The 24,598-nt window shown below is 73.5% G+C and carries 28 protein-coding genes, 4 tRNA genes and 1 pseudogene; 13 read left to right on the plus strand and 20 right to left on the minus strand.

Annotated features, from left to right (window positions below; genetic code table 11):
* Positions 1-3: 3 nt before the first annotated feature.
* From ACQP0T_RS20115 to ACQP0T_RS20155, 9 genes and pseudogenes are all read right to left on the minus strand, one after another.
* The gene (locus ACQP0T_RS20115) at positions 4-960 is read right to left on the minus strand and encodes a phytoene/squalene synthase family protein (RefSeq protein WP_433869475.1); all 957 of its coding nucleotides are present in this window, start codon (positions 958-960) and stop codon (positions 4-6) included.
* Positions 957-2,485 (minus strand): annotated as a pseudogene (gene crtI / locus ACQP0T_RS20120) (phytoene desaturase family protein). The gene ACQP0T_RS20115 and the pseudogene crtI overlap by 4 nt, the downstream one beginning before the upstream one ends.
* 13 nt (positions 2,486-2,498) lie before the next feature.
* Positions 2,499-2,681, minus strand: coding sequence for a hypothetical protein (locus tag ACQP0T_RS20125; RefSeq protein ID WP_433869476.1), 183 nt, complete (start codon positions 2,679-2,681; stop codon positions 2,499-2,501).
* A 470-nt stretch (positions 2,682-3,151) separates the two neighbouring features.
* A complete protein-coding gene (locus ACQP0T_RS20130) occupies positions 3,152-3,481 on the minus strand; it encodes a DUF3140 domain-containing protein (protein WP_433869477.1) in 330 nt (109 codons plus the stop codon).
* Positions 3,482-3,550: 69 nt separating this feature from the next.
* Positions 3,551-4,123, minus strand: a complete 573-nt coding sequence (locus ACQP0T_RS20135) for a DUF5872 domain-containing protein (protein ID WP_433869478.1) — start codon at positions 4,121-4,123, stop codon at positions 3,551-3,553.
* A gap of 338 nt (positions 4,124-4,461) precedes the next feature.
* Positions 4,462-4,536, minus strand: a tRNA-Val gene (locus tag ACQP0T_RS20140).
* Between the two features lies 1 nt (position 4,537).
* Positions 4,538-4,609, minus strand: a tRNA-Cys gene (locus ACQP0T_RS20145).
* Between the two features lie 42 nt (positions 4,610-4,651).
* A tRNA-Gly gene (locus tag ACQP0T_RS20150) sits at positions 4,652-4,724 on the minus strand.
* Between the two features lie 135 nt (positions 4,725-4,859).
* Positions 4,860-5,285 carry an SsgA family sporulation/cell division regulator gene (locus tag ACQP0T_RS20155; protein ID WP_345366897.1) on the minus strand — a complete coding sequence of 142 codons (426 nt, stop codon included), beginning with the start codon at positions 5,283-5,285 and terminating at the stop codon, positions 4,860-4,862.
* An 844-nt stretch (positions 5,286-6,129) separates the two neighbouring features.
* On the opposite strand from ACQP0T_RS20155, the gene ACQP0T_RS20160 reads away from it, so the two are divergent.
* The 3 genes from ACQP0T_RS20160 (at position 6,130) to ACQP0T_RS20170 (ending at position 8,218) form a co-directional block, all read left to right on the plus strand.
* On the plus strand, positions 6,130-6,630 hold the full coding sequence (locus ACQP0T_RS20160) for a TIGR02611 family protein (RefSeq protein ID WP_433869479.1): 501 nt from the start codon (positions 6,130-6,132) through the stop codon (positions 6,628-6,630).
* Between the two features lie 48 nt (positions 6,631-6,678).
* Positions 6,679-6,750 (plus strand) — tRNA-Val (locus ACQP0T_RS20165).
* A gap of 268 nt (positions 6,751-7,018) precedes the next feature.
* On the plus strand, positions 7,019-8,218 hold the full coding sequence (locus ACQP0T_RS20170) for a DUF418 domain-containing protein (RefSeq protein WP_433869480.1): 1,200 nt from the start codon (positions 7,019-7,021) through the stop codon (positions 8,216-8,218).
* 143 nt (positions 8,219-8,361) lie between these two features.
* Here ACQP0T_RS20170 and ACQP0T_RS20175 read toward each other — a convergent pair whose 3' ends face one another.
* Genes ACQP0T_RS20175 through ACQP0T_RS20190 form a run of 4 tightly spaced genes read right to left on the minus strand, consistent with a single transcriptional unit; the run spans position 8,362 to position 11,979 of the window.
* Positions 8,362-8,961: a GTP-binding protein gene (locus ACQP0T_RS20175; RefSeq protein ID WP_369775044.1), complete on the minus strand. Its 600-nt coding sequence runs from the start codon at positions 8,959-8,961 to the stop codon at positions 8,362-8,364.
* Positions 8,942-9,316 carry a DUF742 domain-containing protein gene (locus tag ACQP0T_RS20180; RefSeq protein WP_345366905.1) on the minus strand — a complete coding sequence of 125 codons (375 nt, stop codon included), beginning with the start codon at positions 9,314-9,316 and terminating at the stop codon, positions 8,942-8,944. The genes ACQP0T_RS20175 and ACQP0T_RS20180 overlap by 20 nt, the downstream gene beginning before the upstream one ends.
* 10 nt (positions 9,317-9,326) lie before the next feature.
* Positions 9,327-9,758, minus strand: coding sequence for a roadblock/LC7 domain-containing protein (locus tag ACQP0T_RS20185; RefSeq protein WP_433869481.1), 432 nt, complete (start codon positions 9,756-9,758; stop codon positions 9,327-9,329).
* 13 nt (positions 9,759-9,771) lie between these two features.
* Entirely contained in the window at positions 9,772-11,979 is a 2,208-nt protein-coding gene (locus ACQP0T_RS20190; protein WP_433869482.1) for a sensor histidine kinase, read from the minus strand.
* A gap of 504 nt (positions 11,980-12,483) precedes the next feature.
* Here ACQP0T_RS20190 and ACQP0T_RS20195 point away from each other — a divergent pair.
* Positions 12,484-12,978: a MarR family winged helix-turn-helix transcriptional regulator gene (locus ACQP0T_RS20195; protein ID WP_433869483.1), complete on the plus strand. Its 495-nt coding sequence runs from the start codon at positions 12,484-12,486 to the stop codon at positions 12,976-12,978.
* Positions 12,979-13,017: 39 nt separating this feature from the next.
* On the opposite strand, the gene ACQP0T_RS20200 is transcribed toward ACQP0T_RS20195, so the two are convergent.
* Together ACQP0T_RS20200 and ACQP0T_RS20205 are read right to left on the minus strand one after the other, a co-directional pair.
* Positions 13,018-13,779, minus strand: a complete 762-nt coding sequence (locus ACQP0T_RS20200; protein WP_433869484.1) for a SigB/SigF/SigG family RNA polymerase sigma factor — start codon at positions 13,777-13,779, stop codon at positions 13,018-13,020.
* Complete coding sequence (locus tag ACQP0T_RS20205) at positions 13,776-14,186, minus strand: anti-sigma factor (protein ID WP_433869485.1); 411 nt, start codon at positions 14,184-14,186, stop codon at positions 13,776-13,778. Before ACQP0T_RS20205 ends, ACQP0T_RS20200 begins: the two co-directional genes overlap by 4 nt.
* A 324-nt stretch (positions 14,187-14,510) precedes the next feature.
* On the opposite strand from ACQP0T_RS20205, the gene ACQP0T_RS20210 reads away from it, so the two are divergent.
* Entirely contained in the window at positions 14,511-14,771 is a 261-nt protein-coding gene (locus ACQP0T_RS20210; RefSeq protein ID WP_345366917.1) for a GlsB/YeaQ/YmgE family stress response membrane protein, read from the plus strand.
* 407 nt (positions 14,772-15,178) lie between these two features.
* Complete coding sequence (locus tag ACQP0T_RS20215; protein ID WP_433869486.1) at positions 15,179-15,640, plus strand: STAS domain-containing protein; 462 nt, start codon at positions 15,179-15,181, stop codon at positions 15,638-15,640.
* A gap of 66 nt (positions 15,641-15,706) precedes the next feature.
* On the opposite strand, the gene ACQP0T_RS20220 is transcribed toward ACQP0T_RS20215, so the two are convergent.
* Entirely contained in the window at positions 15,707-16,027 is a 321-nt protein-coding gene (locus ACQP0T_RS20220) for a hypothetical protein (protein WP_433869487.1), read from the minus strand.
* 184 nt (positions 16,028-16,211) lie between these two features.
* Here ACQP0T_RS20220 and ACQP0T_RS20225 point away from each other — a divergent pair, with 184 nt between their 5' ends.
* A complete protein-coding gene (locus ACQP0T_RS20225; protein ID WP_433869488.1) occupies positions 16,212-16,592 on the plus strand; it encodes an STAS domain-containing protein in 381 nt (126 codons plus the stop codon).
* On the opposite strand, the gene ACQP0T_RS20230 is transcribed toward ACQP0T_RS20225, so the two are convergent.
* Positions 16,589-17,746 (minus strand): 5,10-methylene-tetrahydrofolate dehydrogenase, encoded by a 1,158-nt coding sequence (locus tag ACQP0T_RS20230; RefSeq protein ID WP_433869489.1) that lies wholly within the window; start codon positions 17,744-17,746, stop codon positions 16,589-16,591. The genes ACQP0T_RS20225 and ACQP0T_RS20230 overlap by 4 nt on opposite strands.
* Before the next feature lie 235 nt (positions 17,747-17,981).
* Between ACQP0T_RS20230 and ACQP0T_RS20235 the strand changes: the two genes are divergently transcribed.
* Positions 17,982-18,311: an STAS domain-containing protein gene (locus tag ACQP0T_RS20235; protein WP_433869490.1), complete on the plus strand. Its 330-nt coding sequence runs from the start codon at positions 17,982-17,984 to the stop codon at positions 18,309-18,311.
* Between the two features lie 119 nt (positions 18,312-18,430).
* Entirely contained in the window at positions 18,431-18,859 is a 429-nt protein-coding gene (locus ACQP0T_RS20240; RefSeq protein WP_433869491.1) for an ATP-binding protein, read from the plus strand.
* 13 nt (positions 18,860-18,872) lie between these two features.
* Here the strand turns inward: ACQP0T_RS20240 and ACQP0T_RS20245 are convergent, their stop codons facing one another.
* Complete coding sequence (locus tag ACQP0T_RS20245; RefSeq protein ID WP_433869492.1) at positions 18,873-20,174, minus strand: PP2C family protein-serine/threonine phosphatase; 1,302 nt, start codon at positions 20,172-20,174, stop codon at positions 18,873-18,875.
* Between the two features lie 271 nt (positions 20,175-20,445).
* Between ACQP0T_RS20245 and ACQP0T_RS20250 the strand changes: the two genes are divergently transcribed.
* The 4 genes from ACQP0T_RS20250 to ACQP0T_RS20265 all read left to right on the plus strand — a co-directional run bounded on the left by ACQP0T_RS20250 (position 20,446) and on the right by ACQP0T_RS20265 (position 23,166).
* Positions 20,446-21,189 carry a phosphatase PAP2 family protein gene (locus ACQP0T_RS20250; protein WP_433869493.1) on the plus strand — a complete coding sequence of 248 codons (744 nt, stop codon included), beginning with the start codon at positions 20,446-20,448 and terminating at the stop codon, positions 21,187-21,189.
* A gap of 50 nt (positions 21,190-21,239) precedes the next feature.
* Positions 21,240-22,400, plus strand: a complete 1,161-nt coding sequence (locus ACQP0T_RS20255; RefSeq protein ID WP_433869494.1) for a diacylglycerol/lipid kinase family protein — start codon at positions 21,240-21,242, stop codon at positions 22,398-22,400.
* Positions 22,349-22,579 carry a hypothetical protein gene (locus tag ACQP0T_RS20260; RefSeq protein ID WP_433869495.1) on the plus strand — a complete coding sequence of 77 codons (231 nt, stop codon included), beginning with the start codon at positions 22,349-22,351 and terminating at the stop codon, positions 22,577-22,579. The genes ACQP0T_RS20255 and ACQP0T_RS20260 overlap by 52 nt, the downstream gene beginning before the upstream one ends.
* A 92-nt stretch (positions 22,580-22,671) precedes the next feature.
* On the plus strand, positions 22,672-23,166 hold the full coding sequence (locus ACQP0T_RS20265; protein ID WP_433869496.1) for a hemerythrin domain-containing protein: 495 nt from the start codon (positions 22,672-22,674) through the stop codon (positions 23,164-23,166).
* An 80-nt stretch (positions 23,167-23,246) separates the two neighbouring features.
* Here the strand turns inward: ACQP0T_RS20265 and ACQP0T_RS20270 are convergent, their stop codons facing one another.
* The gene (locus ACQP0T_RS20270; RefSeq protein WP_433869497.1) at positions 23,247-23,960 is read right to left on the minus strand and encodes an ESX secretion-associated protein EspG; all 714 of its coding nucleotides are present in this window, start codon (positions 23,958-23,960) and stop codon (positions 23,247-23,249) included.
* A gap of 3 nt (positions 23,961-23,963) precedes the next feature.
* Positions 23,964-24,353, minus strand: a complete 390-nt coding sequence (locus tag ACQP0T_RS20275; protein ID WP_433869498.1) for a phage holin family protein — start codon at positions 24,351-24,353, stop codon at positions 23,964-23,966.
* Positions 24,354-24,598 lie beyond the last annotated feature (245 nt).

Below are 24,598 nucleotides of genomic sequence, written 5' to 3' on the forward strand. Positions count from 1 at the left end.
CGCTCACGTGACCTCCCCCTCCGCCCCGACCGGGCACGACGGCCCGGCCCGCCGCGCCCGCACCGCCCGGACCAGTCCCCCACCGCCGACCCGGATGCGACGCCACTTGCCCACCACCGCCCGGTTCGCGAACACCGCGAAGTCGGCTTCCTCGATGCGGTCGAGGATGAGCGCGTACAAGGTGCGCGCCGTCTCGACGCAGGGCCGCGACACCGGGTCCAGCATCGCGATGCCCGCTCCGGCGAACCGGTAGATGTCCCGGGTCCTGGCATGTTGCTCGGCCAGCGCCCGGCGCACCCGCGGCTCGGTGCGCCGGTGGCGGCGGCACCAGAGGAGCAGGTCGCGGTCCACCCCGTGCGCGGCCAGCTCGTCCGCGGGCAGGTACACGCGGCCGCGGTCCAGGTCCTCCGCGACGTCGCGCAGGAAGTTCGTCAGCTGGAACGCCTTGCCCAGCGCGGCGGCGAACGGCGCTGCTTCCGGCCTCGGCACCGCGGTGCCCAACACCGGCAGCACCAGGAGTCCGATCACTTCCGCCGAGCCGCGCACGTACCGGTCCAGCGCGGCCCGGTCCGGGTAGTCGGTCACCGTGAGGTCCATGCCCATCGAGTGCAGGAAGTCCTCGAACAGCTCGCGCCGGAGCCCGTAGCGGCGCGCGGTGTCGACCACCGCCGCGAGCACCGGGTCAGCGCTGTGCCCGCGATCGAGGCCGGTGAACAGGTCGTCCCGCAGCTCGTCCAGCGTGCGGTCCTGGTGCCCGGCCCGGGGCTCGTCGACGATGTCGTCGGCCCACCGGGCGAATCCGTACAGCGCGTGCACCGCGGGACGGCGCGAGGCGGGGAGCAGGCGGGTGGCCAGGAAGTAGGTCCGCCCGTGGCGGGCGTTGAGGCCGCGGCACCGCTGGTACGCCCGCCGCAGCCCGGGATCGGTGACTCCGGCGGCGTCGAGCTCCGCCGCGCTCACGGGCGCTCCCCCGCGGCCACCGCCGTCGCGCGCACCGGCGAGGCCGACCGCCGCGCCCCGGTGATCCGGTCCGCGGCGAGCCGACCGGACAGCAGGGCCGTCGGCACGCCCACCCCGGGGACGGTCGACGAACCCGCGAGCACCACGTTGTCGGTGCTGCGGGGGAAGTTCCCGGGCCGGAACGGGCCGGTCTGCGCGGCCGTGTGCGACCACGAGAACGGCGTGCCCGCCACCATCCCCTGCGCGGCCCAGTCCTCCGGCGTCACGACGTGGGTGAGGTCGACGCCGGCCCCCATCCCGGGCAGCAGCCGGTCTTCGACGAGCTCGACCAGCTCCTCGGCGTAACTCCCGGCACGCCGCCGCCACTCGACGGACCCGCGGTGCAGGTTCGGCACGGGGGCGAGCACGGAGAGCAGGTCGCGTCCCGCCGGGGCCAGCGCCGGGTCGCCGGCGGTCGGCCTGGTGACCAGGACGGACGGGTCCCGCATCAACCGCCCCTCCGCGATGAGGTCGCGGAACATCGAGGCCCACCGCTCGCCGAACAGGATGGTGTGGTGCGACGTCGACGCCGGTTGCGCGCGAACGCCGAGGTGGACCACCACCGCCGACGGTGACGCCCGCAGCGGCACGATCCGCCGCGGCCGCCGCCCGAGCAACCGCCACGCCGCGGTCGGCTCGGCCGTGAGCACCACGGCATCGCACCCCGTCACCGCGCCGTCCGAGGTCCGCACCGCGCTGACCCGCGAACCGCGGCGCACCAGGGAGCTCACCTCGGTGCCGTAGCGGATCTGCACGCCCGCGTGCTCCGCCGCGCGGGCGAGACCATCGGGCACCGCGCGCATCCCGCCGCGGGGAACCACACCCCTGCGACGGTGTCCATGTAGGAGATCACCGCGTACGCGGCGAGCGCGCGCTGCGGGGACATCCCCGCGTAGAGGGCTTGGAAGCTGAACAGGCGGCGCAACCGCGGATCGGTGAGGAATCGGCCGATGGCCCGGTCGAGGCGGCCGAACGCTCCCATCGCCACGAGCCGGGCCAGGTCCGGGGTCACCAACGACAGCGGGGAGTCCAGGTTCGCCGCGATGAAGCGGTCGAACTCGATCCGGTAGAGCTCGGTGAGCCAGGACCGCAGTCGGCGGTAACCGGCCGCGTCGGCAGCACCCGAGAACGCCTCGATCTCGCGCGCCATCGCCTCGCCGTCGCTGTGCACCGCGATGCCGCTGCCGTCGGCGAAGCGGGCTTCGTAGGCGGGGTCCACCGGGCGCAGCCGGAGGTGCGAGGACATCCGCTCACCCGCGGCCTCGAAGGTCTGCTCGAGGATGTCGGGCATCGTCAGCACGCTCGGCCCGGTGTCGAGGCGGTACCCCCCGATGTCGAGGCGGCCGGCCCGGCCACCGGGGACCGGCTCCTTCTCCAGCACCGTCACCCGGCGCCCCCGCCCGGCCAGGTGCAGGGCCGCGGACAAGCCGGACAGCCCGGCGCCGACCACCACGACGTGATCCGCACGGCCGCTCACCATCCGCATGGCACCCGCCTCCTCACCTGTCGCGACCGGTGCACCGCAGGGCCAGGTCCGACAACGCGCCCTCGACGAAGTCGTCGACCGGGGCGGCGGCGACGGGCCGCAGCGCTTCCGCCACCCGGTCGGCGATGAGCTGCTCGATCCGGAGCCGCGCGGGCGTGGCCGCGATCAACCGCCGCCACCGCACGATGTCGTGCACCAGCGGTCGATGTCCACGCGCTCCGAGCGGTCACCGGCCGCGGACGCGCTCGCAGGAGGCACCGCTGCTGCTTCCACCACTTCGACGGACGCTCGATGCACGTGGACCAGCCCTTCAGCCGGGCCCGCACGCGTGGGGCGGCGAGATCCGGCGGATCGGGGAGCTCGCGGAGAACCGATGCGGTCCCCGCCTCGCGGCGGTGGCGTGGACGGCCTTGCCGCCCGACGCGTGGGAGCGGGCTCACCGCTGAGAGACGCCCCACCGATCGGCCCGGGCCGCCTTCGCCGACATCGTGCAGGCCAGCATGGTTCGTCCCTCCGGTCGGGTCGGGTGACCGCCGAGCACGGGACGTACCAAGAACTTCGCACGTCCCCCGGCCAACCTCGCTGCTGTCCACGGTAGAACCACGCGGAGGCCGTGCAAGTCGACAACCGCTCGCCGACCGGGGCGTGATCACCGGCGGGGCGCCGTCACTTCAGCGGATCATGGCCCCAGTTCATCAGCGAGTACCGCCACGTCGTGTCGCGCAGGTCGCCGGACGGGCGTTGGGCGAGATGCCGGTTGAGGTAACCGCGCACCTTCTTCATGTGCGCCACGTCGTCGTCGGTGTAGTCGGCGCGGTTGGTCCGCAGCAGGGCGACGATACGACGACCGGACTCGTGCCCCTTCGACTCGCCACCGCCGTCGGACTGGCCGGAGTTCTTGGATTCAGGCGTGCTCAGCCACCGCTCGAGTTCCGTCGGCGTCATGTTCACCGACCGCTGGAAATCGCTGATGATGTCTTCCGCTTCCTCGCTCACGATCCCTCCTCCGTCGTCGCGTCGACCACGCGAACTTCGCGGCCCTCACCGGGATTTCACCGTCCGCCGCTACCGATCGCGGTGGATGCGCTTGGACAGTTGACCGAGGACCGTCTTGCGGGCCTTGTGCTCACGTTCGTGGCGAAGGGCCCGCTCGGCCTCCTCGGGCGCGAAGGTGCGCGCCCGCTTCACGGCTTCCTGCGCGGGCAGCTCGTCGAGCTCGGCCATCCGGCGCGCGCTCTTGGCCGCCGGCGGGTTCGAGGCGTACTGCCGCCCCCGCCGGGACGTGTCGCGCTTCTTCTGCTCGGTCTCCCGCCGTTGGCCTTCGGTGAGCTCCTCCCACGCCTGCTTCGGCAGGTACCGCTCCGTCCGATCACCGTGCCGGGCCTGCACGGAACCCGACGCCGTCTGCCACTCCTGCTCGGTCCACCGTTCGAGGCTGCGCTGCGACGACGTCTTCCGCCCCGGGTTCCGGTAACCACCACCGTGCCGCTCGTAGGCCTGGGTCAACAGCTGGCTCTTGCGGGCCGACCACTTCCCCGGCGCGGCGCCCCGGTCCGATGCCTTGACCTCCTCCTTCAGCCGCTCCCGCAACTCGGGGTCGGTGTACTCGTCGCGGTAGTCCTTCCTGCTCTTGGCCATACCTGGGACTACCCTGCACGAGCACCCCCGACGCGGGGGCTTCCCGCAGACGAGCTGCGCCAGCTCGCCCCGTGCGCCGGCGAGGTCATCGACCAGGCGGTGCGCATCGGTGGTGAGGGCGCGGAAGGTCGGCCACCGGTCCCGCGCCTGCTCGATGCGGTCGGCGAGCTCACCGCTGCCCCGCAGGTCGGCCTCGGTGCAAGCTCCCGCCCGGCGCACCGACACCGCCCATCGGATCGGAACGGGAGGGACCGGGAGCGCGGCGGCCCAGCTCGACCGGAAACGACGAAGCCCCCGCCGGTGAGGATCACCGACAGGGGCTCTGACCTGCGATTGAGTGGTGCGCGATACTGGGATTGAACCAGTGACCTCTACCGTGTCAAGGTAGCGCTCTCCCACTGAGCTAATCGCGCGAGGCGGAGGCGGGAATCGAACCCGCGTACAGGGCTTTGCAGGCCCTTGCCTAAGCCACTCGGCCACTCCGCCGTGCTCCGCTCCCGCACCAGGGCACGGGCTCCAGAGTTCCAGAGCGGATGACGGGATTCGAACCCGCGACCCTCACCTTGGCAAGGTGATGCGCTACCAGCTGCGCTACATCCGCCTGCACGTCGGCGCCGATCCGCCGGGAGCAGCTCCCGGGTTCGCCGCCGCGTTGCACGATGAACTTTAGACCACGCCGCCGAACCCGATCTCACCGGGGGGTCGGCGACGACGCGTCGAGCCGCGTACGACCTGGTCAGCCCAGGTCGTGCGGCAGCAGCCGGGTCAGCGCCTCGTCCACGTCGACCCACAGGTTCTCGTTGCCGGGGACCACCACGTCGTAGGTGCGGTCGAGGAAGTCGGCCAGCTCCTGCGCGGAGGCCTCGAAGACGGCGTGCCCGGACGGCGAGCTGAGCTCGACGGCCACGACCTCCGGGTCGTCGGCGGCCGGGCGGATGGTGACGTCGCCTTCGCCCGCGTACGCGATCAGGCCGTCGGCGAGCAGGTCGCGGGCGAACACCCACTCGACCCAACCGGCGCGACCGGTGCGGAACGCGGCGACCACCGCGTAGGGGTCCGTGGTGTCGTAGCGCAGCTCGACCTGGACCGGCACGGCGGGCGCCTGCGGCGCCAGCAGATCGAACACCGCGGTCGAACGGAGTGTCACGTGATCGTTGCGCATTGTCCTCCCCTTTCAACTCCCTCCCGGCCTGGCTATCGGACCGAGCAACACAGTTGTGACGCCTTCGCGGGCCGGCACGCTCGCAACTCTCCGATACATCACCCGTACAGGGCAGGACCGAATTCGTTGGGCGACCGGGCGGACGCACTGCGTGTTCAGCAGCCCGCTTCCGGCGATCGCACCGGGGCCGGGCCGTCCGCCGACGATCACGACGTCGTCCCGGCGCCCCGGTACGGTCGGCCGGCGCTTGGCTCGCGCGGCCCTGCCCGTTCGGTGACGAACGTGGACACTTTCCGTAATCAAGCGAACTGTGCGCGCGACCGACTGGAGATCGGCCGCTCCACTTCGGCGAACACCCCCTCCGCGCCCGGCTGACCACCGGATACACGCTTCGTCGGCAACGCCGAGCGTCCGATTCAGAATAAGGGATCGGCGGCGCTCCGGGCTTCCGCCAGGTGCGCACCGATGAGATGCTCACCACCCTCGTTCCCCGGAAAGGGTTAAGCAGCCATCGCCCCTCCGTGACCGACTGCCACGCCCGCGCTCACGCGCGCGAGCGGCACGAGCCTCGGTGACCTGGATCGGAGAACATCATCCGGACAACTCCGAGGAAAAACCCGAGACAACGTCATGATTCATGTCACAAACCGGTCCGGCGCGCGGTGAACCGCACCCGTCCGCCCGGTTGACAACCAGCCAAGACATCGCAGCGGGCCCTCGACGACGGGACGTCGGCGACGACGATGGGCCGTATCGTTGCCCACAGCGGACGCGAACGGCGGAGCAAACCCGCACCGCCGTTCGTTGAGCGACCAGAACGATGTCCCGTCGACGAGCCGGACAGGTGGAAGCCCTGAGCAGCACAGCCGAGTCGGACCCCAGCCGCGCCGGAACGGAGCCGACCATCGACGAACAGCGACCGAGGCGTGCACGGCTGCACGCCGCGCGCACCTGGATGCACGCCCGGCGGGAACGGGTGCGGACCCGACCCGCGCTGAACCTGACCTACCGGGTCGGACTCGGCACCCTGGGCGCCATCGTGCTGATCGCCGGCCTGGTGATGGTGCCGTACCCGGGCCCCGGCTGGCTGATCGTGTTCGCCGGGCTCGGCATCCTCGCCACCGAGTTCCACTGGGCGCACCGCTGCAACACCTTCGCCAAGCGCCACTACCACCGCTGGGTCCGGTGGCTGGGCCGCCAGCACCTCGCCACCAAGCTCGGGGTGATGGGCTGCACCGGCCTCATCGTGCTCGTGACCATGTGGATGCTGGGCCTGTTCAACATGGTCGGCGGCTGGTTCGGCCTGCACTGGCACTGGCTGGCCTCCCCCCTGTTCGGACCCTGAGAACGATCGTGTAATGTTCTCTTCGTCGCCGGGAACGGCGGCGGACCCGGGCGATTAGCTCAGCGGGAGAGCGCTTCGTTCACACCGAAGAGGTCACTGGTTCGATCCCAGTATCGCCCACCGGGTAGAGGGCCTGGTCAGAACCTCCACGAGGAGGTTTCGGCCAGGCCCCTTCGTCATGTCCCGACCGCGTGGAGTCAGCGGCCCGCGCTCCTTCTCGGCTGCGGTGGTGCCGGGGTCGGCCGATCGGCTCGTCTTTTCGGTCCGGAGTCGGCCTTCCGGCTGAGGTGCACCGGCTTCCGGGCCGAGGTGCTGGTGCGGCCGAGGGCGAAAGATCGGATGTGACGGAGGGAACCCTCCGCACCGATCCGAGCCCTGGAGAGCAGCAATGGCAGCAGAGGACGCCGCGCGCACCGTCAGACTCCCGGCACCGCCCGGAATGACGCGGCTGCACGAGGCGGGCACGCCCGACCATCCCGGCGGCACCGACCGCCCCGGAGGCCATCCCGGTGGCCCCGGTGAGCGGTGGCCCCGGGTGTCCGATCCGCCGGGAGGAGACGACCGGTCCGGCGCGGCCGCCGCGGGCCGGAACGCGGGCGGCGACCGGGTCGGGGCGCTGGACGCGCTCCGGGGGCTGGCGCTCGCCGGGATCCTCTTCGTCAACATCCCGCCCGTCCTGAGCATGACCGCGGTGGCCGGGGAACCGTGGTCGATCCGCCACTTCCTCGACCTGTTCGTGCAGCAGCGGTTCTTCCCGATCTTCTCGGTGCTGTTCGGCATCGGTTTCGCGATCTTCCTCGACCGCGCCCGTCCGAAGGCGCGCCGTCCGCGAGTTCTGCTGCTGCGCCGCCTGCTCGTGCTCGCCGTCCTCGGCTGGCTGCACCAGGTCCTGCAACCCGGGGAAGCCCTGCTCCCCTACGCGATGGTGGGCATCGTCGTCCTGCTGCCGCTGAGCTACCTGCCGTGGTGGCTGAACCTGGTGGCCAGTGCGGTGCTCCTGGTCGTGGCGATGGTGCTGGCCTCCGGCGGGATCGCGCTGCTGCCCGGGATGCTGCTGCTCGGCTTCGCGCTCGGCCAGTCCGGGGTGCCCTGGGCGCTGCACCGGCACGGCCGAGCGATCGCGGTCCTGTTCGCGCTGGCCACCGCCGCCTCCGTCGCCGCACTGCTGTGGCAGGAGCAGGAACCGCTGATGGCCGGGTTCAGCGCCTCCTCCGCCATCGCCGGGCTGTGCCTGGCGACCACCTACTCGACCGGTCTGCTGTTGCTGCTGCGGACCCGCGTGGGCCCCGCGCTGTCGGCCGTGCTGGCACCGTTCGGCCGGATGGCGCTGACCAACTACCTCACCGCGACGCTGCTGTTCATCCCGCTCGGACACCTCACCGGCGTGGCGCACTCCGGGCACTGGGTCCGGATGCTGCTGCTCGCCTGCGGGATCATCGTGCTGCAACTGGTGTGGAGCCGACTGTGGTTGTCCCGGTTCCGCTACGGCCCGCTGGAATGGGCGTGGCGTTGCTCGACCTGGTGGCGCGTGGTGCCGCTGCGCCGGGACGCCGCACCAGCGCCTTCCCCGGACAGCGCCGTGCGGTGAGGACTGCCCGCGGCGGCGGACCCGGGCGGCTGGTGGCAGCACTCGGCGGTGCGGATTCGCCCACCCCGGATTCGCCGGAGTCGAGGAGCAGCGCCCGGGTGGGTCGAGCCGGACCCGCCCGGGCGCTGCCTCGCGGCGGCGGTTCAGGCCGAGACCATCTCCCCGTCGAGCCGTTGCAGCGAATGCTTGACCAGCGCGATCAGGGTTGCCTTGGACGATTCGCGCTGCCGGGCGTCGCCCTCGACGATCGGCACCGACGCGTCGAGGTCGAGCGCTTGGCGCACCTCCTCGACGCCGTGCGGCGGGGCGCCGTCGAAGCGGTTGAGCAGCACGACGAACGGCATCGCCCGGCGCTCGAAGAAGTCCACGGCCGGAAAGCTCGCCTCGACCCGACGGGTGTCCACCAGCACGACCGCGCCGATCGCGCCCTGCGCGAGCTCGTTCCACATGAACCAGAAGCGGTCCTGACCCGGGGTGCCGAACAGGTACAGCACGATCTGCGGGGTGATCGTGATGCGCCCGAAGTCCAGCGCGACAGTGGTGCCCTTCTTCTGCTCGATGCCCGACAGATCGTCCACGCCCGTACCGGCATCGGTGAGCATCGCCTCGGTGCGCAGCGGCGCGATCTCGCTCACCGACCCGACCAACGTCGTCTTGCCCACGCCGAAGCCACCGGCGACGACGATCTTCAGCGCCTTCGGTGCGACGTCGTCGGCCATCTGATCAGAGCTTGCGAACACCATCCAGCACCGCCTGCAGTAGTTTCCGATCGAACATTCCGGTCACTTGGGGAACCGCGCCGGCGACCACGATCCCGCGTTCGAGGAGATCGCTGACCAGGACCTTGACCACCACGAGCGGGATGTCCAGGTAGGCGGCGACCTCCGCGACCGACAACGGTTGCCTGCACAGCTCCATGATCTCCCAGTGCTCCGCGGACAGCCCGACGCGTTCGCATTCCCGCCGCGCTGCGACCAATTGGGTGACCAGGTGCAATTCGGGACGACCCGGACGGGTCCGCCCCCGCGTCCACGCGTAAGGGCGGACCAGCGGACCCGCCGCCTCGTCGACCCAGAACTCGCCGCTGACCCACGGCATCCCGGCGCCTTCAGCGGCCCGGCGATCCGGTTCCCGTGGTCTCCCGGGGCGCCGAGCTCAGGTGCTCACCGACCCGCACGACCAGCAGGTTCATCTCGTAGGCGATCATGCCCATATCGGAGTCCGCGGTGCTCAGCACCGCCAGGCACGCACCCGAACCGGCCGCGGTGACGAACAGGAACGTGTGCTCCATCTCCACCACGGTCTGCCGGACGTCACCGCCCTCGAAGTGCCGTCCGGTCTCCCGCGCCAGGCTCTGGAACGCCGAAGCCATCGCGGACAGGTGTTCTGAGTCCTCAGTGGACAATCCGGCGGACTTGGCCGTCAGCAACCCGTCCGCCGAGAGCACGACGGCGTGCTGCGTTCCCACGACGCGTCCGATCAGGTCATCCAGCAGCCAGCCCAACGACTCGCCGGCTCCGGTGGCCTCGTTCTTCCCCACTGCGCTCTTCCCCTCATCGACGACCGCTCCGTCGCCCGCCGGAGGTGTGGCGGGCCTGGCGGGTACCCCGTTGGAACGCGGCCATGTTTCCACGGGTCCGCTCCGCGGAGTATGCATTTCGCTCGGTAAGTTCGACCACCGGTTCGGCGGGCGCCTCCCGCAGTTCGGGCACCAGGCTGTGCTGCCGCCGGCGGCGCGGCAGCGCGGGCAGCCCGTGCCCGCTCGGCACCGACCGCGGCCGCGACCGCGCCTCCGGCTCCGCCGACCGCACCGCCACCGCGACATCGCCTGGTGAACCCCCGGACGGAGCCCCGTCCTGGTCGGCGAACGGTTCCGCGGCCACCAGGTCCTTGGGCAGCAGCACGAACGCCGTGGTGCCCGTCCGCTCCCCCGGGCGCAGGTCGACGCCGATCCGGTGGCGCGCGGCGAGCGTCGCCACCACGAACAGGCCGAGCCGGGTTTCACCCCGCTGGGTGATCTCGGCGAACCCGGGCGGATCGGCGAGCAGCGCGTTGGCCGCCTCCCGGTCGGCCTGCCCCAGCCCCGGACCCTCGTCGTGCACCTGCACGAGCAGCCCGCGCGGGGTCGAGCCGCAGCGCACGTGCACCGACGAGCGCGGCGAGGAGAACGCGGTCGCGTTGTCCATGAGCTCGGCGAGCAGGTGGATCACGTCGCCGACGGCGGTGCCCGCCAACGCCACCTCGGGAGCCCGGTTGACCCGGATGCGGAAGTAGTGCTCGGTCTCGGCGACGGCCGCCCGAAGCACGTCGACCAAGCGCACCGGTTTGCGCCACCGCCGCCCGGGGCGTTGCCCGGCCAGGATGATGAGGTTCTCCGCGCTGCGGCGCGAGCGGGTGATGAGGTGGTCGAGCTGGAACAGCTCGTCGAGCCGCTCCGGCTGCTCCTCGTGCCGCTCCATCCGGTCGAGCACCTTGAGCTGGCGGTGCACGAGCCCCTGGTTGCGGTGCGCGATGCCGAGGAAGACCCGGTTGAGCCCGTCCTTGGCCTGGTTCTCCCGCACCAGCGCCGTCACCGCCGCGTGGTGGGCGGAGTCGACGGCCTGGGCGATCTGCCCGATCTCGTCCGGGCCGTGCGCCAACCGCCCGCGCTCGGCGTCGACGTCGACCCGCTCGCCGTGCTCCAGCTTGGCCACCACGTCCGGCAACCGCTGCCCCGCCAGCTCCCGGGCACCGTCGCGGAGCGCGGTCAGGCGGTCGACGAGCGCGCGGTCGACGAAGCGGCGGGCCCCGCGCACGGCCAGCCCGATCCCGGCCACAACCGCCAGCAGCGCGGCGACGCTGATGCCGAGGGCCCGCCACCACCGCCCGGCGGCGTCGGCCACCGCGAGCCCGGTGGCGGCGTGCGCCTGCTCCACCGCGACCGCGACGAGGTCCGCGGCCACCTCCGCACCGAGCGCGCGCCACCGCACCGGATCGACGGCGGGGGCCGGAACTCCCGGCGCGAAGCCGACCAGCGCGTCCTCCGCCGGGACCCACCAGCGCCACGCGGGTCCCGCCACCAGCCGTCGGTGCAGTTCCGCCGCCGCGGGCGCCGCGCGCCCGGCGTTGGAGTCCAGCGCGGCGTGGTAGGCACCGACGAGCCCGGCGAACTCCCGGTGCGCCGCCGGGGTGAACCCGCCCTCGGCCAGCGCGGTGCTCGCCAGCGCCGCGGCGCGCGACATCCGGTCCGCGGCGCCGAACACCTCGCTGGCGACCAGCGCGGCGTGCGGGACCGGCGAAGTCCGGGCCTGGGCGGCGAGCAGGTCGATCGCGGCGGCGAGGGTGCTGTCGCAGTGCGCGGCCAGCGACTCGGGCGGGGCCTGCCCGGAGTCGACGAGCGCGCGAGCCGCGGGCAGCCCGGCCAGGGCCCGGTCCAGTTCCGCGGCCCGCGCCGCGACGGGGGCGGACCGGGAGTGCTCGCGCAGCGCGTCGCGCATGTCCCGCGCGGCCCGGTCGGTGAGGGTGCGCTGCGACGCCAGCGCCTCGGGATCGGCGCCCGCGACCACGAGCCTGCGCTCGGCGTGCACCGCGACGAGGCTGTTGACCAGCGGGGCGGTGGTCGCTTCCAGGGCGCCTGCGGCGCTCCACCGCTGCTGCGCCCCGTGCAGCAGGACCGCCGCGAACACCGCCCACAGCAGGAGCAGGACGACGCACGGCACCACGACGACGCGGGAGAGCCGGGACCGGAGGGTCCGGCCGTCTTCTTCTGAACTGCTCGCCACAACGCTCCGCAACTGTCGCCTCGACCGGGTAAGGGCGATGACCGCCCCAGTTCGGTTCGACGAGCGGCGCGTCCGCGCGGTCGACGGGAGCTCCCCGTCCGCCGCGGTGACACCGGCGTCCCGCGGGACCGACGTCCCGGCGCGGCCGTGCTCCGCACCCTCATTCCCGGACCGAACTTGGTACCACTGCCCCCGAGGCCGCTCCGCCGGAGCCACCCAGACTGGAGACCGGACCCTAGCACGACGTGATCAGTCCGTGATCCGCACGTGCCCGATGTTCGCCGGTTTCCGCCCGCGGTGGCCGCGCGGTCGAGCACCGGTTCCGGGGGCGGACCGCGGCAGGCCGCCGCAGCACTTCCGCGAACGCCGCGACGATCCGGTCCGGGCTTGAGCGCGAGTCCGACCGCCCCCGTCCGAGCGGACACCCGCGCATCCTGGTGCTGACGTGAGACGATGAATCCCGGTGCGTCCCTTGCGGACACTCGCCCGTCGGTGCCGAAACCGGTGCGACCAGGATGGAGTTCCGCCCTGGCCCGCCACGCTGACCGACTGCCTCCGGAGCTCCCGGCCGAGGTCGAAGCCGCGGCCAGGGCGCTCGTCGTCGTCTGGGGCCGCAGTTCCGAGCGGTTGAAGCCGACGATCTCGGCGGCGCAGCTGCGGGCGCTGATCGTCGTGGACCGGCATCGGACGATCAACCTGGTCAGCCTGGCCGACGAGCTCGGTTCGACGCCGTCGGTGGCCAGCCGCCGCTGCGATCGGTTCGAGGCGGCCGGTGTGCCGGAGCGCGGCACGAGTCCGGGCGATCGGCGCGAAGTGGTGCTGCGGCTGACCCAGGACGGCAGGCGGTTGCTGCGCCGGTTCCACCGCGATCGGCGGGCGGACCTCGAAGAGGTGCTGCCGACGATGGGGGCGCGTTCGCGCACCGCGCTGCTCGACGGGTTGAACGCCTTCCACCTGGCGGCGACCGAACTCGGCCCGCCCGACGAGGAACTCGCCTGATCGGACCGGCACCGCACGAGCCGCTGCGCGTCCGGCGGGTCAGAGGTCCAGCGGGGTGTCGTCGCCCAGCTTGCCGCGCAGCTCGTTCAGCGTCCTGGTCAGCAGGCGCGAGACCTGCATCTGGGAGACGCCCACGCGGCGCGCGATGTCGGTCTGGCTCATCCCGATCACGAAGCGCAGCAGGATGATCTTGCGCTCCCGCTCGCCGAGCGTGTCGAGCACCGGCCGCAGCAGCTCGCGCAGCTCGGCCTGCGCGAGGTTGTCGTCGGCGGCGCCGAAGCGGTCGTGCGGGTCGCCTTCCAGCATCCCGTCCAGCGAGGTGCCGTAGCGGCTCTGCCCGGCGGCCAGGCCCTCGTAGACCTCCTCCACCCCGATCCCGAGGTGTTCGGCGATCTCGCTGGGCCGGGGCGCCCGGGACAGCTTCGCGGTCAGCTCGGAGCGCGCCGCGCTGATCGAGGTGTGGAGTTCCTTGAGCCGCCGGGGAACCCGCACCGACCAGGTCCGGTCGCGCAGGTAGCGGCGCAGCTCACCGGTGATCGTGGGGATCGCGAAGGACAGGAAGTCGTTGCCCTGCTCCGGGTCGAACCGGTTGATCGCGTTGGTCAGGCCGAGCAGCGCGACCTGCACGAGGTCTTCGTGGGCCTCGCCGGAGTTGCTGAACTTCCACGCCAGCCGCCCCGCCAGGTCCAGGTGCTCCCGGGCGAGCCGGTCGCGGATCCGCTCCTTGCGCGCCTCGTCCTCGGCGGCGGCGAGCTCGCGGAACAGGTCGAGGGTGTCCTGGCCGTCGGTGGGCACCGTCACCCCTGGCCCTGCGCACGGTCGAGGACCAGCTCGAGCCGCGCGCGATGGCCGTCGCCTTCGGCGACCACGGTGCGCTGCGCGGAACTGGCCAGCACGGTCAGGAGCTGCCAGCTCAGCGAATCGTCCTCGCCCGCCCAGGGTTCGGCCGCCGAGCGGGCCGAGACGGTCGCCGCCAGGCTGCTGTCGGCGATGCTGAACGCGCAGCTCACGTAGCCGTCGGCGGACACCGGGACGAGCAGGGCGCAGGCCTCGCCGACGGCCATCCGGATGTCCTCGATGCCGTCGAGGTCGAAGTCCTTGCGCATCGCCAGATCGGCCGCGACGTTGCGCAGCGGCGGGATCATCTCGGCCACCGCGCTCACCCGCGTCTCGAACACCAGCGACCGGGCCCCTCCGGATTCCGACACTGGCCACTCCTCCCCTCGGCATCCGGACCGACACAGCGTCCGGACCTCATCGCGTACCGGCCACGTCGAGCGCACTCGCCCGGCACGGCCTCGGCCGCGTCCGGGCATCGCCACTGTAGACGATCCGACCGGCCCGCCGACCACGGCGCGAACAGCCCGTTCCTCCCTTGCCCCGCACTGGAATCGCGGCGCCCGGCCGTCGGCGGACCCGGCCGCCCCGCGCGTGATCCCGGCCACGAGCGCCGCGCGCATGGCGGGCCCCGGAACGGGTACCCAGCCGCACGAAGGAGAACGACCCGTGCGCACGGAACGGAGGGCAGCGCAGTGGGCATCCTCAGCTGGATCGTGTTCGGGCTCATCGCCGGTGCGATCGCGAAGTTCCTCATGCCCGGCAAGGATCCCGGCGGGATCATCGTGACGATCGTCATCGGCGTGGTGGGCGGTCTGCTCGGCGGCTGGCTCGGCAGCTCCGTGTTCGGCGGCGGCGGGGTCACCGGGTTCAACGTGGTGAGCTTCGTGTGGGCCGTGATCGGCTCCCTGATCCTCCTGCTGATCTACCGCTTGGCGGTCCGCAGGAGGGCCTGACACCGGGACCCGACACCCGGGGGGCCGGTCCGGACCGGCCCCCCGAACGGGTGATTCTCCGCCCCTCCTCCGCGTCGCCCCCGGACCCCGGCCGACGCGCACCGGCCCGCGCGCCCGGTCGGCTCGGCGCACGTTCGGCCGCGGCGGCGCAATGGCGGAACCGCAGGGGGTCTGCGCGAAGTGCTCGCCCTCGGGCAACGGAACCGCGGTGCGTTGAGCCGTTCGCCGGAAGCCCGTGCGGCCGGTCGGCGGTGCGTGTTCGGACGAGCGCACCGGGTGAAAATCGCTGGTTTGACTTCCGCCGGTTCGGGTATCACCCTTGCGCACCGCAATACGCCGGATGCCGGGGACGGACAGGTGGCGCACCGGCGCCGACCGCCCCGCAGGCACGAGAGAGGACGCCCAGCATGACCGCGCAGCACCCAGCACCTGAGGTCGACGCCGCGGGACGCACCGCGCCCGCCCGGACCCCGGGGGCGAAGCGGCTCCGCGTGGCCGTGCCCAGGGCCGACGCGCTGGTGGTCACCGTGGACGGCGAGATCGACGCCACCACCACCGACGAGCTGGACACCGCGCTGTGGCCGCTGCTGGACGCGACGGTCGAGGTCATCGTCCTCGACCTCACCGGGGTGCGGTCGATGGACGTGCCGGGCATCCAGCTCGTGACCCGGTCGTACATGCACACCCAGGACCACGGCATCGCGCTGCGGGTCGTGGTGGCCGACGACGCCACCCGGCGGGCGCTGGCCGACGCGGGCGTCGACGTGCTGCTGGAATGCCACCCGACGGTCGGCGCCGCCCTGGGGATCACCCCGGGTTCGGGGATCGCGACGGCACCGGAGCAGCGCAGGCCCGCCGCGATGTCGTGAGACCCGCCTCGCGCGGTACCGCCCGCCCCGCGTCCCCCGGGCCCCGGGAACGCGGGGCGGGCTGAGCTACTCCTGCCCGTCGCCGGTGAGGCCGTGCGTGGCGCGCTGCCAGCCGTCGCGGGTCCGCTGCTGGTCGTCGGCCAGGTCGGCGAACGCGGCGCCGCCGGAGGAGGCGGCCAGGGCCTCCGCCACCCCGGACAGCGCCTCCGCGCCGCGGGTCCCCGCCCGGGCGAGCGCCGCGGCGACCTCCTCGGGGACCTCCAGCGGCTCCCCGGTCTGCTCGACGCTGCTGTGCACGGTCTCCCACGCCGAGCTGAGCTGCCCCAGCGCGTCGAGCACCGTGCGCCAGAGGGTGAGCTGTTCGATTCCGGGTACCGCCTCGTTCATCACCGCTCCCGTCGTGGTCCTCGAGTGCGTACGAGCGCTGCGTACCCCGTCCGGACGGCTCCCAACCGTGCAGGATCCCACCCGATCGCGTTTCCCGAGGGTTCGTTGCCCGCAGGCGGGCGAAGCCCGGGCACCCGCCCGTTCGAGCGTTGATCGCCCGGCGGTGTCCTGACAGGGTGAGCCGGTGTCCACGACGAATCCGCCCGAAGCGACCCCGGCCGACGCCCCCGAATTCGGCCTCGCAGTGGAGTGGGACGACCGCACCGCGATCGTCGTCGTCTCCGGCGAGGTCGACATGCTCACCGCGCCGCGGCTCCAGGAACGGCTCCTCGAGGTGCTGGAGCGCTCCCCCGCCGTGCTCCTCATCGACCTGAGCGGCACGAATCTGTTCGCCTCCGCCGGTCTGTCCGCCGTCGTCGCGGCCTACCAGAGCGCGGGCGACCGGACCTCGATCCGCGTGGTGTCGACCCACCGCACCACCGAGCGGCCGTTCCGGATGACCGCGCTGGACCGCAAGATCGCCCTGTTCGACAGCCGCGAGGCGGCGCTGCGCGCAGAGTCCTAGTCCGCGGCGCCCCGCTGGGTGTCCTCGTCCGCCTCCTTCTCCTCGGCCTTGCGCTTCCGGCGCTGCCGCTCCCGGTAGCCGTAGGCGGCCTGGCGCACCGCGGCATCGGACTCCAGCCCGGAGCCCAGGGCCCCGGCGATCAGTGCCATCGACGCCACCATCCAGGCCAGCCGGGCGTAGGTGCCGATGCTGCTGGGGTGCCCGAGGGTGCTGGCGAGCACCTGCTGGTCGAGCAGGCTGAGCGCGGCGACGAAGCTGACCGCGTACACGGTCACGTACAGCAGCCCGACGCCGACGACCAGGGTCGCGATCGTGGAGGTGTTGTAGAGCAGCGCCACCCGGCGGCCCGCGCCCCCGCTCCCGCCGATGCGCTCCCACAGCCCGTGCGAGGCGATCAGCCAGGTCGTCATCAGGGCCACCGCGAAGACGCTGGTGGCCGCCGCGCGCCACGGGCTGAGCACGTCACCGATCTGCCACACCGTCGAGGTGAACAGGCCGAACCCGGCCGCCGCGAGCGCCGCCGCCAGCGCGCTGGACAGGCCCCACAGCAGCCGCCACGGCCGGTTGGTGAAGACCATCCCGGTGACCAGGCGCCACCAGCCGCGCACCCGGGTCCCGGTGTAGCGGACGTCGACCCGGGCGTCGGTGGAGCCGCTGCGCCGCACCGGGGAGGTGCGGCCGGCCAGCCCGCGACCGGGCCGCTCCTGGTCGGGTTCCTCCTGCTCGCCGCGCAGCAGGTCCGCGACGACCTGGGTCAGCACCCGCCGCATCCGCCGGTAGGGCAGGATGCTGCCCAGCGCGGGCACCGAGATCAGCGCCGCGTGCCACCGGGTGCTGACGTCGGAGACCAGCGGTCCGCCGGGCGGCAGCAGCGGGAGGTCGGTGAGGTACACCGCGAACCGCCAGCCGCGCTGCTCGCGGTACCGGCGCACGCCCTCCAGGATGCGTTCGCTGCTGGACTCGCCGGCGGCCACCGGTTCGGAGACCACCTCCACCACCCAGTCCAGCCCGGTGCGCTCCTCCAGCCAGCGGGTGACGCCCTCGGAGAGGCGGGCGCCGGCCTGGGTGGGCATGTCGGGGTCGGCGACCAGTCCGAGCACCTGCTCCTGGCCGCGGGAGTCCTGATCGCCTTCCGCCCGGTGTTCCTGCGCCACCCGCTGCTCCCCCGCTCGCACTCGTCGTTCCGCGACCGTCCGGCCGCGGGAGCCCTGCCTACCCAGGGCGGCGCCTTCCCACACCCGCACCGGCCGAGACACCGGACACAGCGGCATCACCGCCGGTCGGGGAGCCGATGCGCAGCTTGGCCGGGCGGCATCGCGATGTGCCATAGTGGCGAACGTGAGTTCCGCTGACTTTTCTACGCACGCAGATCCGGAGCCTGCCGCGGACGTGGCGGTGGATGTCGAGTGGCAGGGCGACGCGGCTTCGGTGCTCGTCTCCGGCGAGATCGACATGCTGAGCTCGCCCCGCCTCCGGGAGGCCGTCGACTCCGCGCTGGACGACGGGCCGCGGCTGCTCGTGATCGACCTCTCGGAGGTCTCGCTGTTCGCTTCCGCCGGGCTGTCCGTGCTGGTCGCCGCGCACGAGCGCGCGACCGGACTGGACGTCGGGCTGCGGATCGTCGCCCAGGGCCGCGCCGCGCTGCGACCGATCCAGGCCACCGGTCTGGACCGCAAGATGCCGGTGTTCGAGACGCGCGCGGAGGCCCTCGCCGGGTGACCGGAAGACCCCGCTCGGTGATGCTGGACCATTTTCCGCCGGGAAGTGTTGGTTCAGACCGCTGAGCGGGTAAGTCCCATCTGTTGCGTGCAGGCGAGGCAGGAGAGGACGGCCCAGCCATGGCCACCCGGGAAGACGAAGAGACCGCACCATCGCGGGCGGACGACTTCCACCGCCCGGCGGGTCCCGCCGAGCCGACCCGGATCCGCACGCTGCGCCGCGAGCTCGCGGCGTGGGCGACCGGTGCGGGCATGTCCGAGGAGCGGGTGGAGGCCCTGGCCTTGGCCGCCAACGAGGCGCTGGCCAATTCCGCCGAGCACGCCCACCCGGCCGGGGTGACGGGTTCCGTGGCGGTGTGGGCCGTCTCGCGCGCCGGTACCGTCGACGTGACGATCTCCGACGACGGTCGCTGGCGTCCGCCGGGCCACAACGACGATCAGTTCCGGGGCCGCGGCCTGCTGCTGATCCGGAGCCTGGCCGACGAGGCCGAGGTGCGCCACGGCGAGCGCGGCACGACGGTGCGGATGGCCTTCCGGCTCACCAGCTGAGCGCAGCGGGGGTTCAGCGCGGCACGCTGAGCGCGACGAGCGCCACGTCGTCCTCCGGCGCGGGCGCGAACCCGTTGATCAGGTCCACCAGTTCGTCCATCAGCGCACCGGCGCCGGTCCCGACGTGGTCGGTGAGGAAGTCGGCCAGCCTGCGCTCGTCGAAGAACTCCCCGCCCGGCCGCGCCTCGGTGAGGCCGTCGGTGTAGAGCAGCAGCGATTCCCCCGGCGCCAGGCGCAGCCGGCGGCTCTCGAAGTGCGCGTCGCCGAAGGCGCCGAGCAGCATCCCGCCGAGCAGGTCGACCTCCTGCACGCGCGGGTGCCGGTCCGGGCGCAGCAGCATGGCCGGTGGGTGCCCGCCCCCGGCGAGGGTCACGTCGAACCCGCCGCCCGGCAGCGGATGCAGGATGCCCAGCAGCACCGTGCAGTGCTGCGGCACGTTCGGGTCGATCAGCAGCGCCGTGTTGAGCTCGGCCAGCGCGCTCTCGGCGTCCGGGCTGTGCAGCGCGGCGGCGCGCAACGTGTAGCGGGTCAGCGAGGTCGCGGTGGCGGCGGCGACGCCGTGCCCGGTGACGTCGCCGAGGAAGAACGCCCACCGGCCGTCGCCGAGGGAGAAGACGTCGTAGAAGTCGCCGGTCACGTCGCTGGGCGAGACCGCGTGGTAGTGCGCGGCCAGCTCCAGCCCGGGCACCTTCGGCAGCGACGGCGGGAGCAGGGTGCGCTGCAGGGTGGTGGCGAAGCCCTCGAAGTGCTCGCGGAGCTGGCGCTCGGTGCGCAGCCGGGCCATCGCCGACAGCCGCAGCTCCAGCTCGTCCATCACGACCGCGGCGAGGTCGCGCAGCGTGTCCAGCTCGGCTTCGGTGGCCTGGCGCGGCTCGGTGTCGAACACGCTGACCACGCCCAACCGGAAGCCGTCGGCGGTGGTGATCGGGGCCGCGGCGTAGAAGCGGATGTGCGGCGCGGAGCGGACCAGCGGGTGCTCGGCGGCCCGGGGATCGGTGCGGGCGTCGCTGATCGCGTAGGGCTCGTCCTGCAGGATCGCGGTGGCGCACAGCCCCGGGCTGCGCGGGGTCTCCACGCCCCCATCGAGGCCGTGGGACGCCTTGGCCCAGATCCGGTCGCGGTCCACGAAGGACACCGAGGCCATCGGCGTGCCCAGCATCCGGGCGGCGAGCTTGGCGATGCGGTCGAACGACCCGTCGGCGGGCGTGTCCAGGATGTCGTAGCGCGCCACCGCCGCCATCCGGGCGGTCTCGGGATCCGTTCCGGGCGCACGCCCGGTAGAGGGACGACCAGTGCTCGTCGCTGTCGCGCTCACGGGCGAAAGACTCCTCACTGTCGGCCGAGCTCGGCGCAGCCTCGACATGATACCGAGCCGCCGACGGGTGACCCCGCGACCGGCGGGTGAACTCAGGACCAGAGGCTGACTGCTCAACCCTGCCTACAGCGTACCGACTCCGGCTCCCGGCCACACAGCCCTCGAACGGGGCACGGGCCACCCAGGACCCCACCAGCCGTTCGGGTGGCCGGGAACGGGATGCTCGGTGGGTACTCAACCGGCACCCGACCGCCGAGGAGAGGAGCCGCCCGTGCCGCAGCCGGAAGCCCACCAGCAGCCGATCGCGCGCGGCGCACCGCCCGGTCCGCGCGGCCGCCTCCGGCCCTGGCCGCTGACCGGCCTGCTGCTGGCCGCGCTCGGCTTCTGGCTGTTCGGGACGATCGCCGCCGAGTTCCACGAGCACCCCGGGACCTGGCTCGACGCCCGGTTCACCCGCTTCGGGGAGACGGTGCGCGACGCCGGTCTGGCCGGGATGTTCGCCGTGCTGACCTGGGCCGGGGACACGCTGGTGGTGGTCCCGCTCGGGCTCGCCGCGGCGCTGCTGCTGGCCGTGCGGTTCCGGACGTGGGTGCCGCCGGTGCTGGTGGCGATCGCCTCGGCGGGCATCGGGGTGCTGGTCGGCGTGCTGAAGAACGGCATCTCCCGGCCGCGCCCGAACCCGGCCGCGGCGGTGGTCGAGGAGAGCGGCTTCGGCTTCCCGTCCGGCCACTCCGCGAACTCCGCCGCGGTCTACCTGCTGCTGGCGGTGGTCAGCGCGCTGCTGCTGCGCGACCGCAGCCGCCGCGATCCGACGCGGGACCGGCACGCCGCCCTGTGGTCGGTGCTGGTGATCGGCGCGGTGCTGGTGGTCCTCGCGGTGGGCCTGTCCCGGGTGGTGCTCGGGGTGCACGCGGCCACCGACGTGCTGGCGGGCTGGGCGCTGGGGACGAGCTGGTGCCTGGTGCTGGCGAGCCTGTGGCGGTGGGGACGCGCGGTGCGCTCCCCCGGCGGATGACGGCCCGGCGCCGCCGTCGCGGGCGTTCGGCGCCGGTATACCGTCCGGGCATGCGACGCACCCGGCTGCGGACCGAGGCCACCGACGACCGGGTGCGCGCGCCGTCCCCCGACCGGGCGGCGGCGATCGCCGAGCACCGCCTGCTGTGGTGGGCCGCCGCGGCCAGCCTGGCGTTGCGCAAGGGGCGGACCAGGCGGGTCGGGCTGCGCGGTGCCGCCGCGCTCGCCGGGGCCGGTGCGGTGACCCGGTTGGTGCGACCGCTGCGGAGCGCGGCGCCGACCGCGAGCGCCGCCGCGTTCGCCACCGCGGCGACGATGGAGTCCGACTGGGGCGCGGTGCTGGCCCCGGTCGCGGCGGGGTGGATCTGCGCGCGGACGCGCCCCGGGCAGCGGCCGGTCCTCGGTGCGGCGGTCGGGGTCGCCGCGGCGCTGGTCACCCGGCACTGGTGGCCGGTGCGGCCCTCGCGGCCCGGCTACGCCCGGCCGGTGGAGCAGGTCGCCGCGCTGGAGTCCGGGCGCGGACTGCTGCTGCTGGTCAACGCCGCCGCCGGGCTCCGCGACCAGACCGGCGGGCTGGCCGAACTGTGGCCGGAGGCGACCGCGGTGAGCCCGGCCCCGGGCGAGGACCTGGCGCTGCTGCTGCACCGCGCGCTGGACGCGAGCCCGCACCCGGTGCGGGCGATCGGGGTGGCCGGCGGGGACGGCACGGTCGCGGCGGCGGCTTCGGTGGCGGCCACCCGGCGGTTGCCGCTGGTGGTCGTTCCCGCGGGCACGCTCAACCACTTCGCCCGGGACGTCGGGGTGACCGGCCCGGGCGACGCCGACCGGGCGCTGCGGGACGGGTCGGCGGTGCACGTGGACCTCGGCACCGTCCGGATCGACGACGGACCGGCGCACTGGTTCGTCAACACCGCGAGCCTCGGCGGCTACCCGGACCTGGTGCGGTTGCGGGAGAAGTGGGCTCCGCGCTGGGGAAGTGGCCGGCCGCGGCGGCCGCCCTGGTGCGGGTGCTGGCCCGGGCCGAGCCGATCCCGGTGCGCATCGGCGGCGTCCCGCGGCGGATCTGGCTGCTGTTCGTCGGCAGCAGCGGCTACCAGCCCAAGGGGTTCGCGCCGTCCTGGCGCCCGCACCTGGACGACGGGCTGCTCGACATCCGGTACGTGCGGGCCGACCTCCCGTTCTCCCGCGCCCGGTTCATCGCGGCGGCGCTGACCGGCGCGCTGGCGCGCAGCCACGCCTACGTGCAGCACGAGACCCCGCGGCTGCTGGTCGAGGTGGACGGCGCTCCGGTCGCGGTGGCCCACGACGGCGAGATCGGCCGCCCGGGCACCCGCTTCGAGTTCGAGGCGCGGGACGAGGCGCTGCGGGTCTACCGCCCCGACTCGCCGTGAGCGGGTTTCGCGGCACGGCCGGGCGGGTAGCGCAGACGATCGAGGAACCGGTTCGCCCGCCGAACCGCCGCATCCCGGGAGAGGAGCCGTCCGTGGACACCGACGTCGTCGAGCTCATCCTCGCCGACCACCGCCGCTTCGAGGACCTGTTCCGCGAGCTGCGCAGTGCCGAGGGCGATCGCCGCACCGCGCTGGCCGAGCTGTCCGGTCTGCTGGTGGCGCACGCCGAAGCCGAGGAGACCCAGGTCTACCCCGCGCTGCGGCGGCTGGGCGCGGCCGACGGCGAGGAGGTCGAGCACGGGTCCGAGGAGCACGACGAGGGGCACCGCGCGCTGCTCGCGCTGCTGGAGGTGGGCGAGCCCGGCGGCTCCGGGTGGGACGAGGCCCTGGAGGAGCTCAGCGGGGCGATCACCCACCACCTCGACGAGGAGGAGCGCACCCTGCTCAACGACGCCCGCGAGCGGCTCACCCGCGACCGGCGCGGCGCGCTGGGCGCGGAGTTCGCCCGGATGCGCGCCCGGTTGCTGGATTCCGGCTGCGGCGGGGTCGAGCAGGTGCGCGAGCTGGTGCGCCGCGCCGGCTCCTGAGCTCGGCGGCGCCGGTCGGTGCGGTCAGCCGGGGACGTCGTAGCGGGGTTCGGCGCGCAGCAGCGCGGACACGTCCGGGATCAGCGGGGCAGCGGACCGGTCCGCTGCCACAGGTCGTCGAGGTGGCGTTGCAGGCTCCTGCCGAGCAGGTAGGGCCCGGCCGGGGTCACCATGCTGTAGGTGTCCGACGGCGATTCGGGGACCACCGCGATCCGGCCCGCCGAACCCCACCGCACCTCGATGCGCCACGGCGCGCGGCGCACCGCCCCGGACTCGCGCAGCCCGACGGACAGCTCGGCGCCGCGGTCGGCTCCGTGCAGGAAGGCCCCGATCGCGCGGGCGTCGTCGGCCGGGACGTCCCGCCGGGTCAGCTCGTAGGCGAGCCAGTCCGCCCCGGCGTCGGTGCGGGCGGCGGCCACCTCCCGGGCCTCGGCGAGCAGCGCGGTCGGCACCGTGACCTCGCTGCCGGTGGCGGGTTCGGCGGCGGGCAGGGCGCCGACCAGCGCGGGCCACGGCGCGTCCGGGCGCACCCGGTCGGCGACGACCTCCGCCGCGCGGACCCGGATCCGCACCGCCGCCCCGCGCGCGACCGCGACCAGCGCGCGCAGGTCCGCCGAGCGCAGGAAGCCGAACACCGCGGCCTCGGCGAGCACCGCGAGCACCCGCCGCCAGCGGGCGCCGCCGGGCGCCGCGCCCGCGCCCGGCATCGGGTCGTCGAGCAGGAACCCGGTCACGTCCGCGCCGACCGGGCGCTCCCGCAGCAGCGCCCGGAACCCCGGCGCGTCGCACCGCACGGCTCAGCGCTCGACGCGCGGCTCGGCGCGCCGCCGCACCACCCCGGACAGCACGCTGCTGACGATCGTGACGATCAGCGCGCCCCAGAACGCCGACCAGAAGCCGTCGACGTGGAAGGGCAGGTTCAGCGTGCCGGCGAGGTAGCTGGTCAGCCAGAACAGCAGGGCGTTGACGACCAGGCCGAACAGCCCGAGGGTGAGCACGTACAGCAGGCACCCCAGCGTCTTGGCGATCGGCTTGATCACGATGTTGACGATGCCGAACAGCAGGCTCACCACGAGCAGCGTGAGGATCTGCGCGATGGTGTCCCGGCCGCCCAGCGTGATGCCGGGCAGCGCGGTGGTGATCCACACCGACACCATCGTGATCAACACCTGGAGCAGGATCAGCACGGCACATCCTCCCGTCGTCGGTCCTTCCCGCCGACGCTACCGGGGCCCACGATCGAATGCCGCGCCCGGCCCGGCGGGAACCACCGCCCGCGCAGCGACCCCCACCCGCACGGCCCAACACCCGGACCACCGGAAGCCGACCGAGCCGAGCACGCCACTCGCAACCACCGCCCGGCAAGCGGCGAAGTCGCATGCCCACTCACGCAACAAAACCCAAGCACCGTCGGGCAAACGGCGCCAGCCGC

It is taken from the genome of Saccharopolyspora sp. CA-218241 (assembly GCF_050954615.1).
Lineage (GTDB): Bacteria > Actinomycetota > Actinomycetes > Mycobacteriales > Pseudonocardiaceae > Saccharopolyspora > Saccharopolyspora cebuensis.

Coding starts and splice junctions, on each gene's coding strand:
- ACQP0T_RS20135 (WP_433869478.1), bottom strand. CDS start 4,123: ATGGCCAAGAGCAGGAAGGACTACCGCGACGAGTACACCGACCCCGAG.
- ACQP0T_RS20155 (WP_345366897.1), bottom strand. CDS start 5,285: ATGCGCAACGATCACGTGACACTCCGTTCGACCGCGGTGTTCGATCTG.
- ACQP0T_RS20170 (WP_433869480.1), top strand. CDS start 7,019: ATGGCAGCAGAGGACGCCGCGCGCACCGTCAGACTCCCGGCACCGCCC.
- ACQP0T_RS20175 (WP_369775044.1), bottom strand. CDS start 8,961: ATGGTGTTCGCAAGCTCTGATCAGATGGCCGACGACGTCGCACCGAAG.
- ACQP0T_RS20180 (WP_345366905.1), bottom strand. CDS start 9,316: ATGCCGTGGGTCAGCGGCGAGTTCTGGGTCGACGAGGCGGCGGGTCCG.
- ACQP0T_RS20215 (WP_433869486.1), top strand. CDS start 15,179: ATGACCGCGCAGCACCCAGCACCTGAGGTCGACGCCGCGGGACGCACC.
- ACQP0T_RS20220 (WP_433869487.1), bottom strand. CDS start 16,027: ATGAACGAGGCGGTACCCGGAATCGAACAGCTCACCCTCTGGCGCACG.
- ACQP0T_RS20240 (WP_433869491.1), top strand. CDS start 18,431: ATGGCCACCCGGGAAGACGAAGAGACCGCACCATCGCGGGCGGACGAC.
- ACQP0T_RS20255 (WP_433869494.1), top strand. CDS start 21,240: ATGCGACGCACCCGGCTGCGGACCGAGGCCACCGACGACCGGGTGCGC.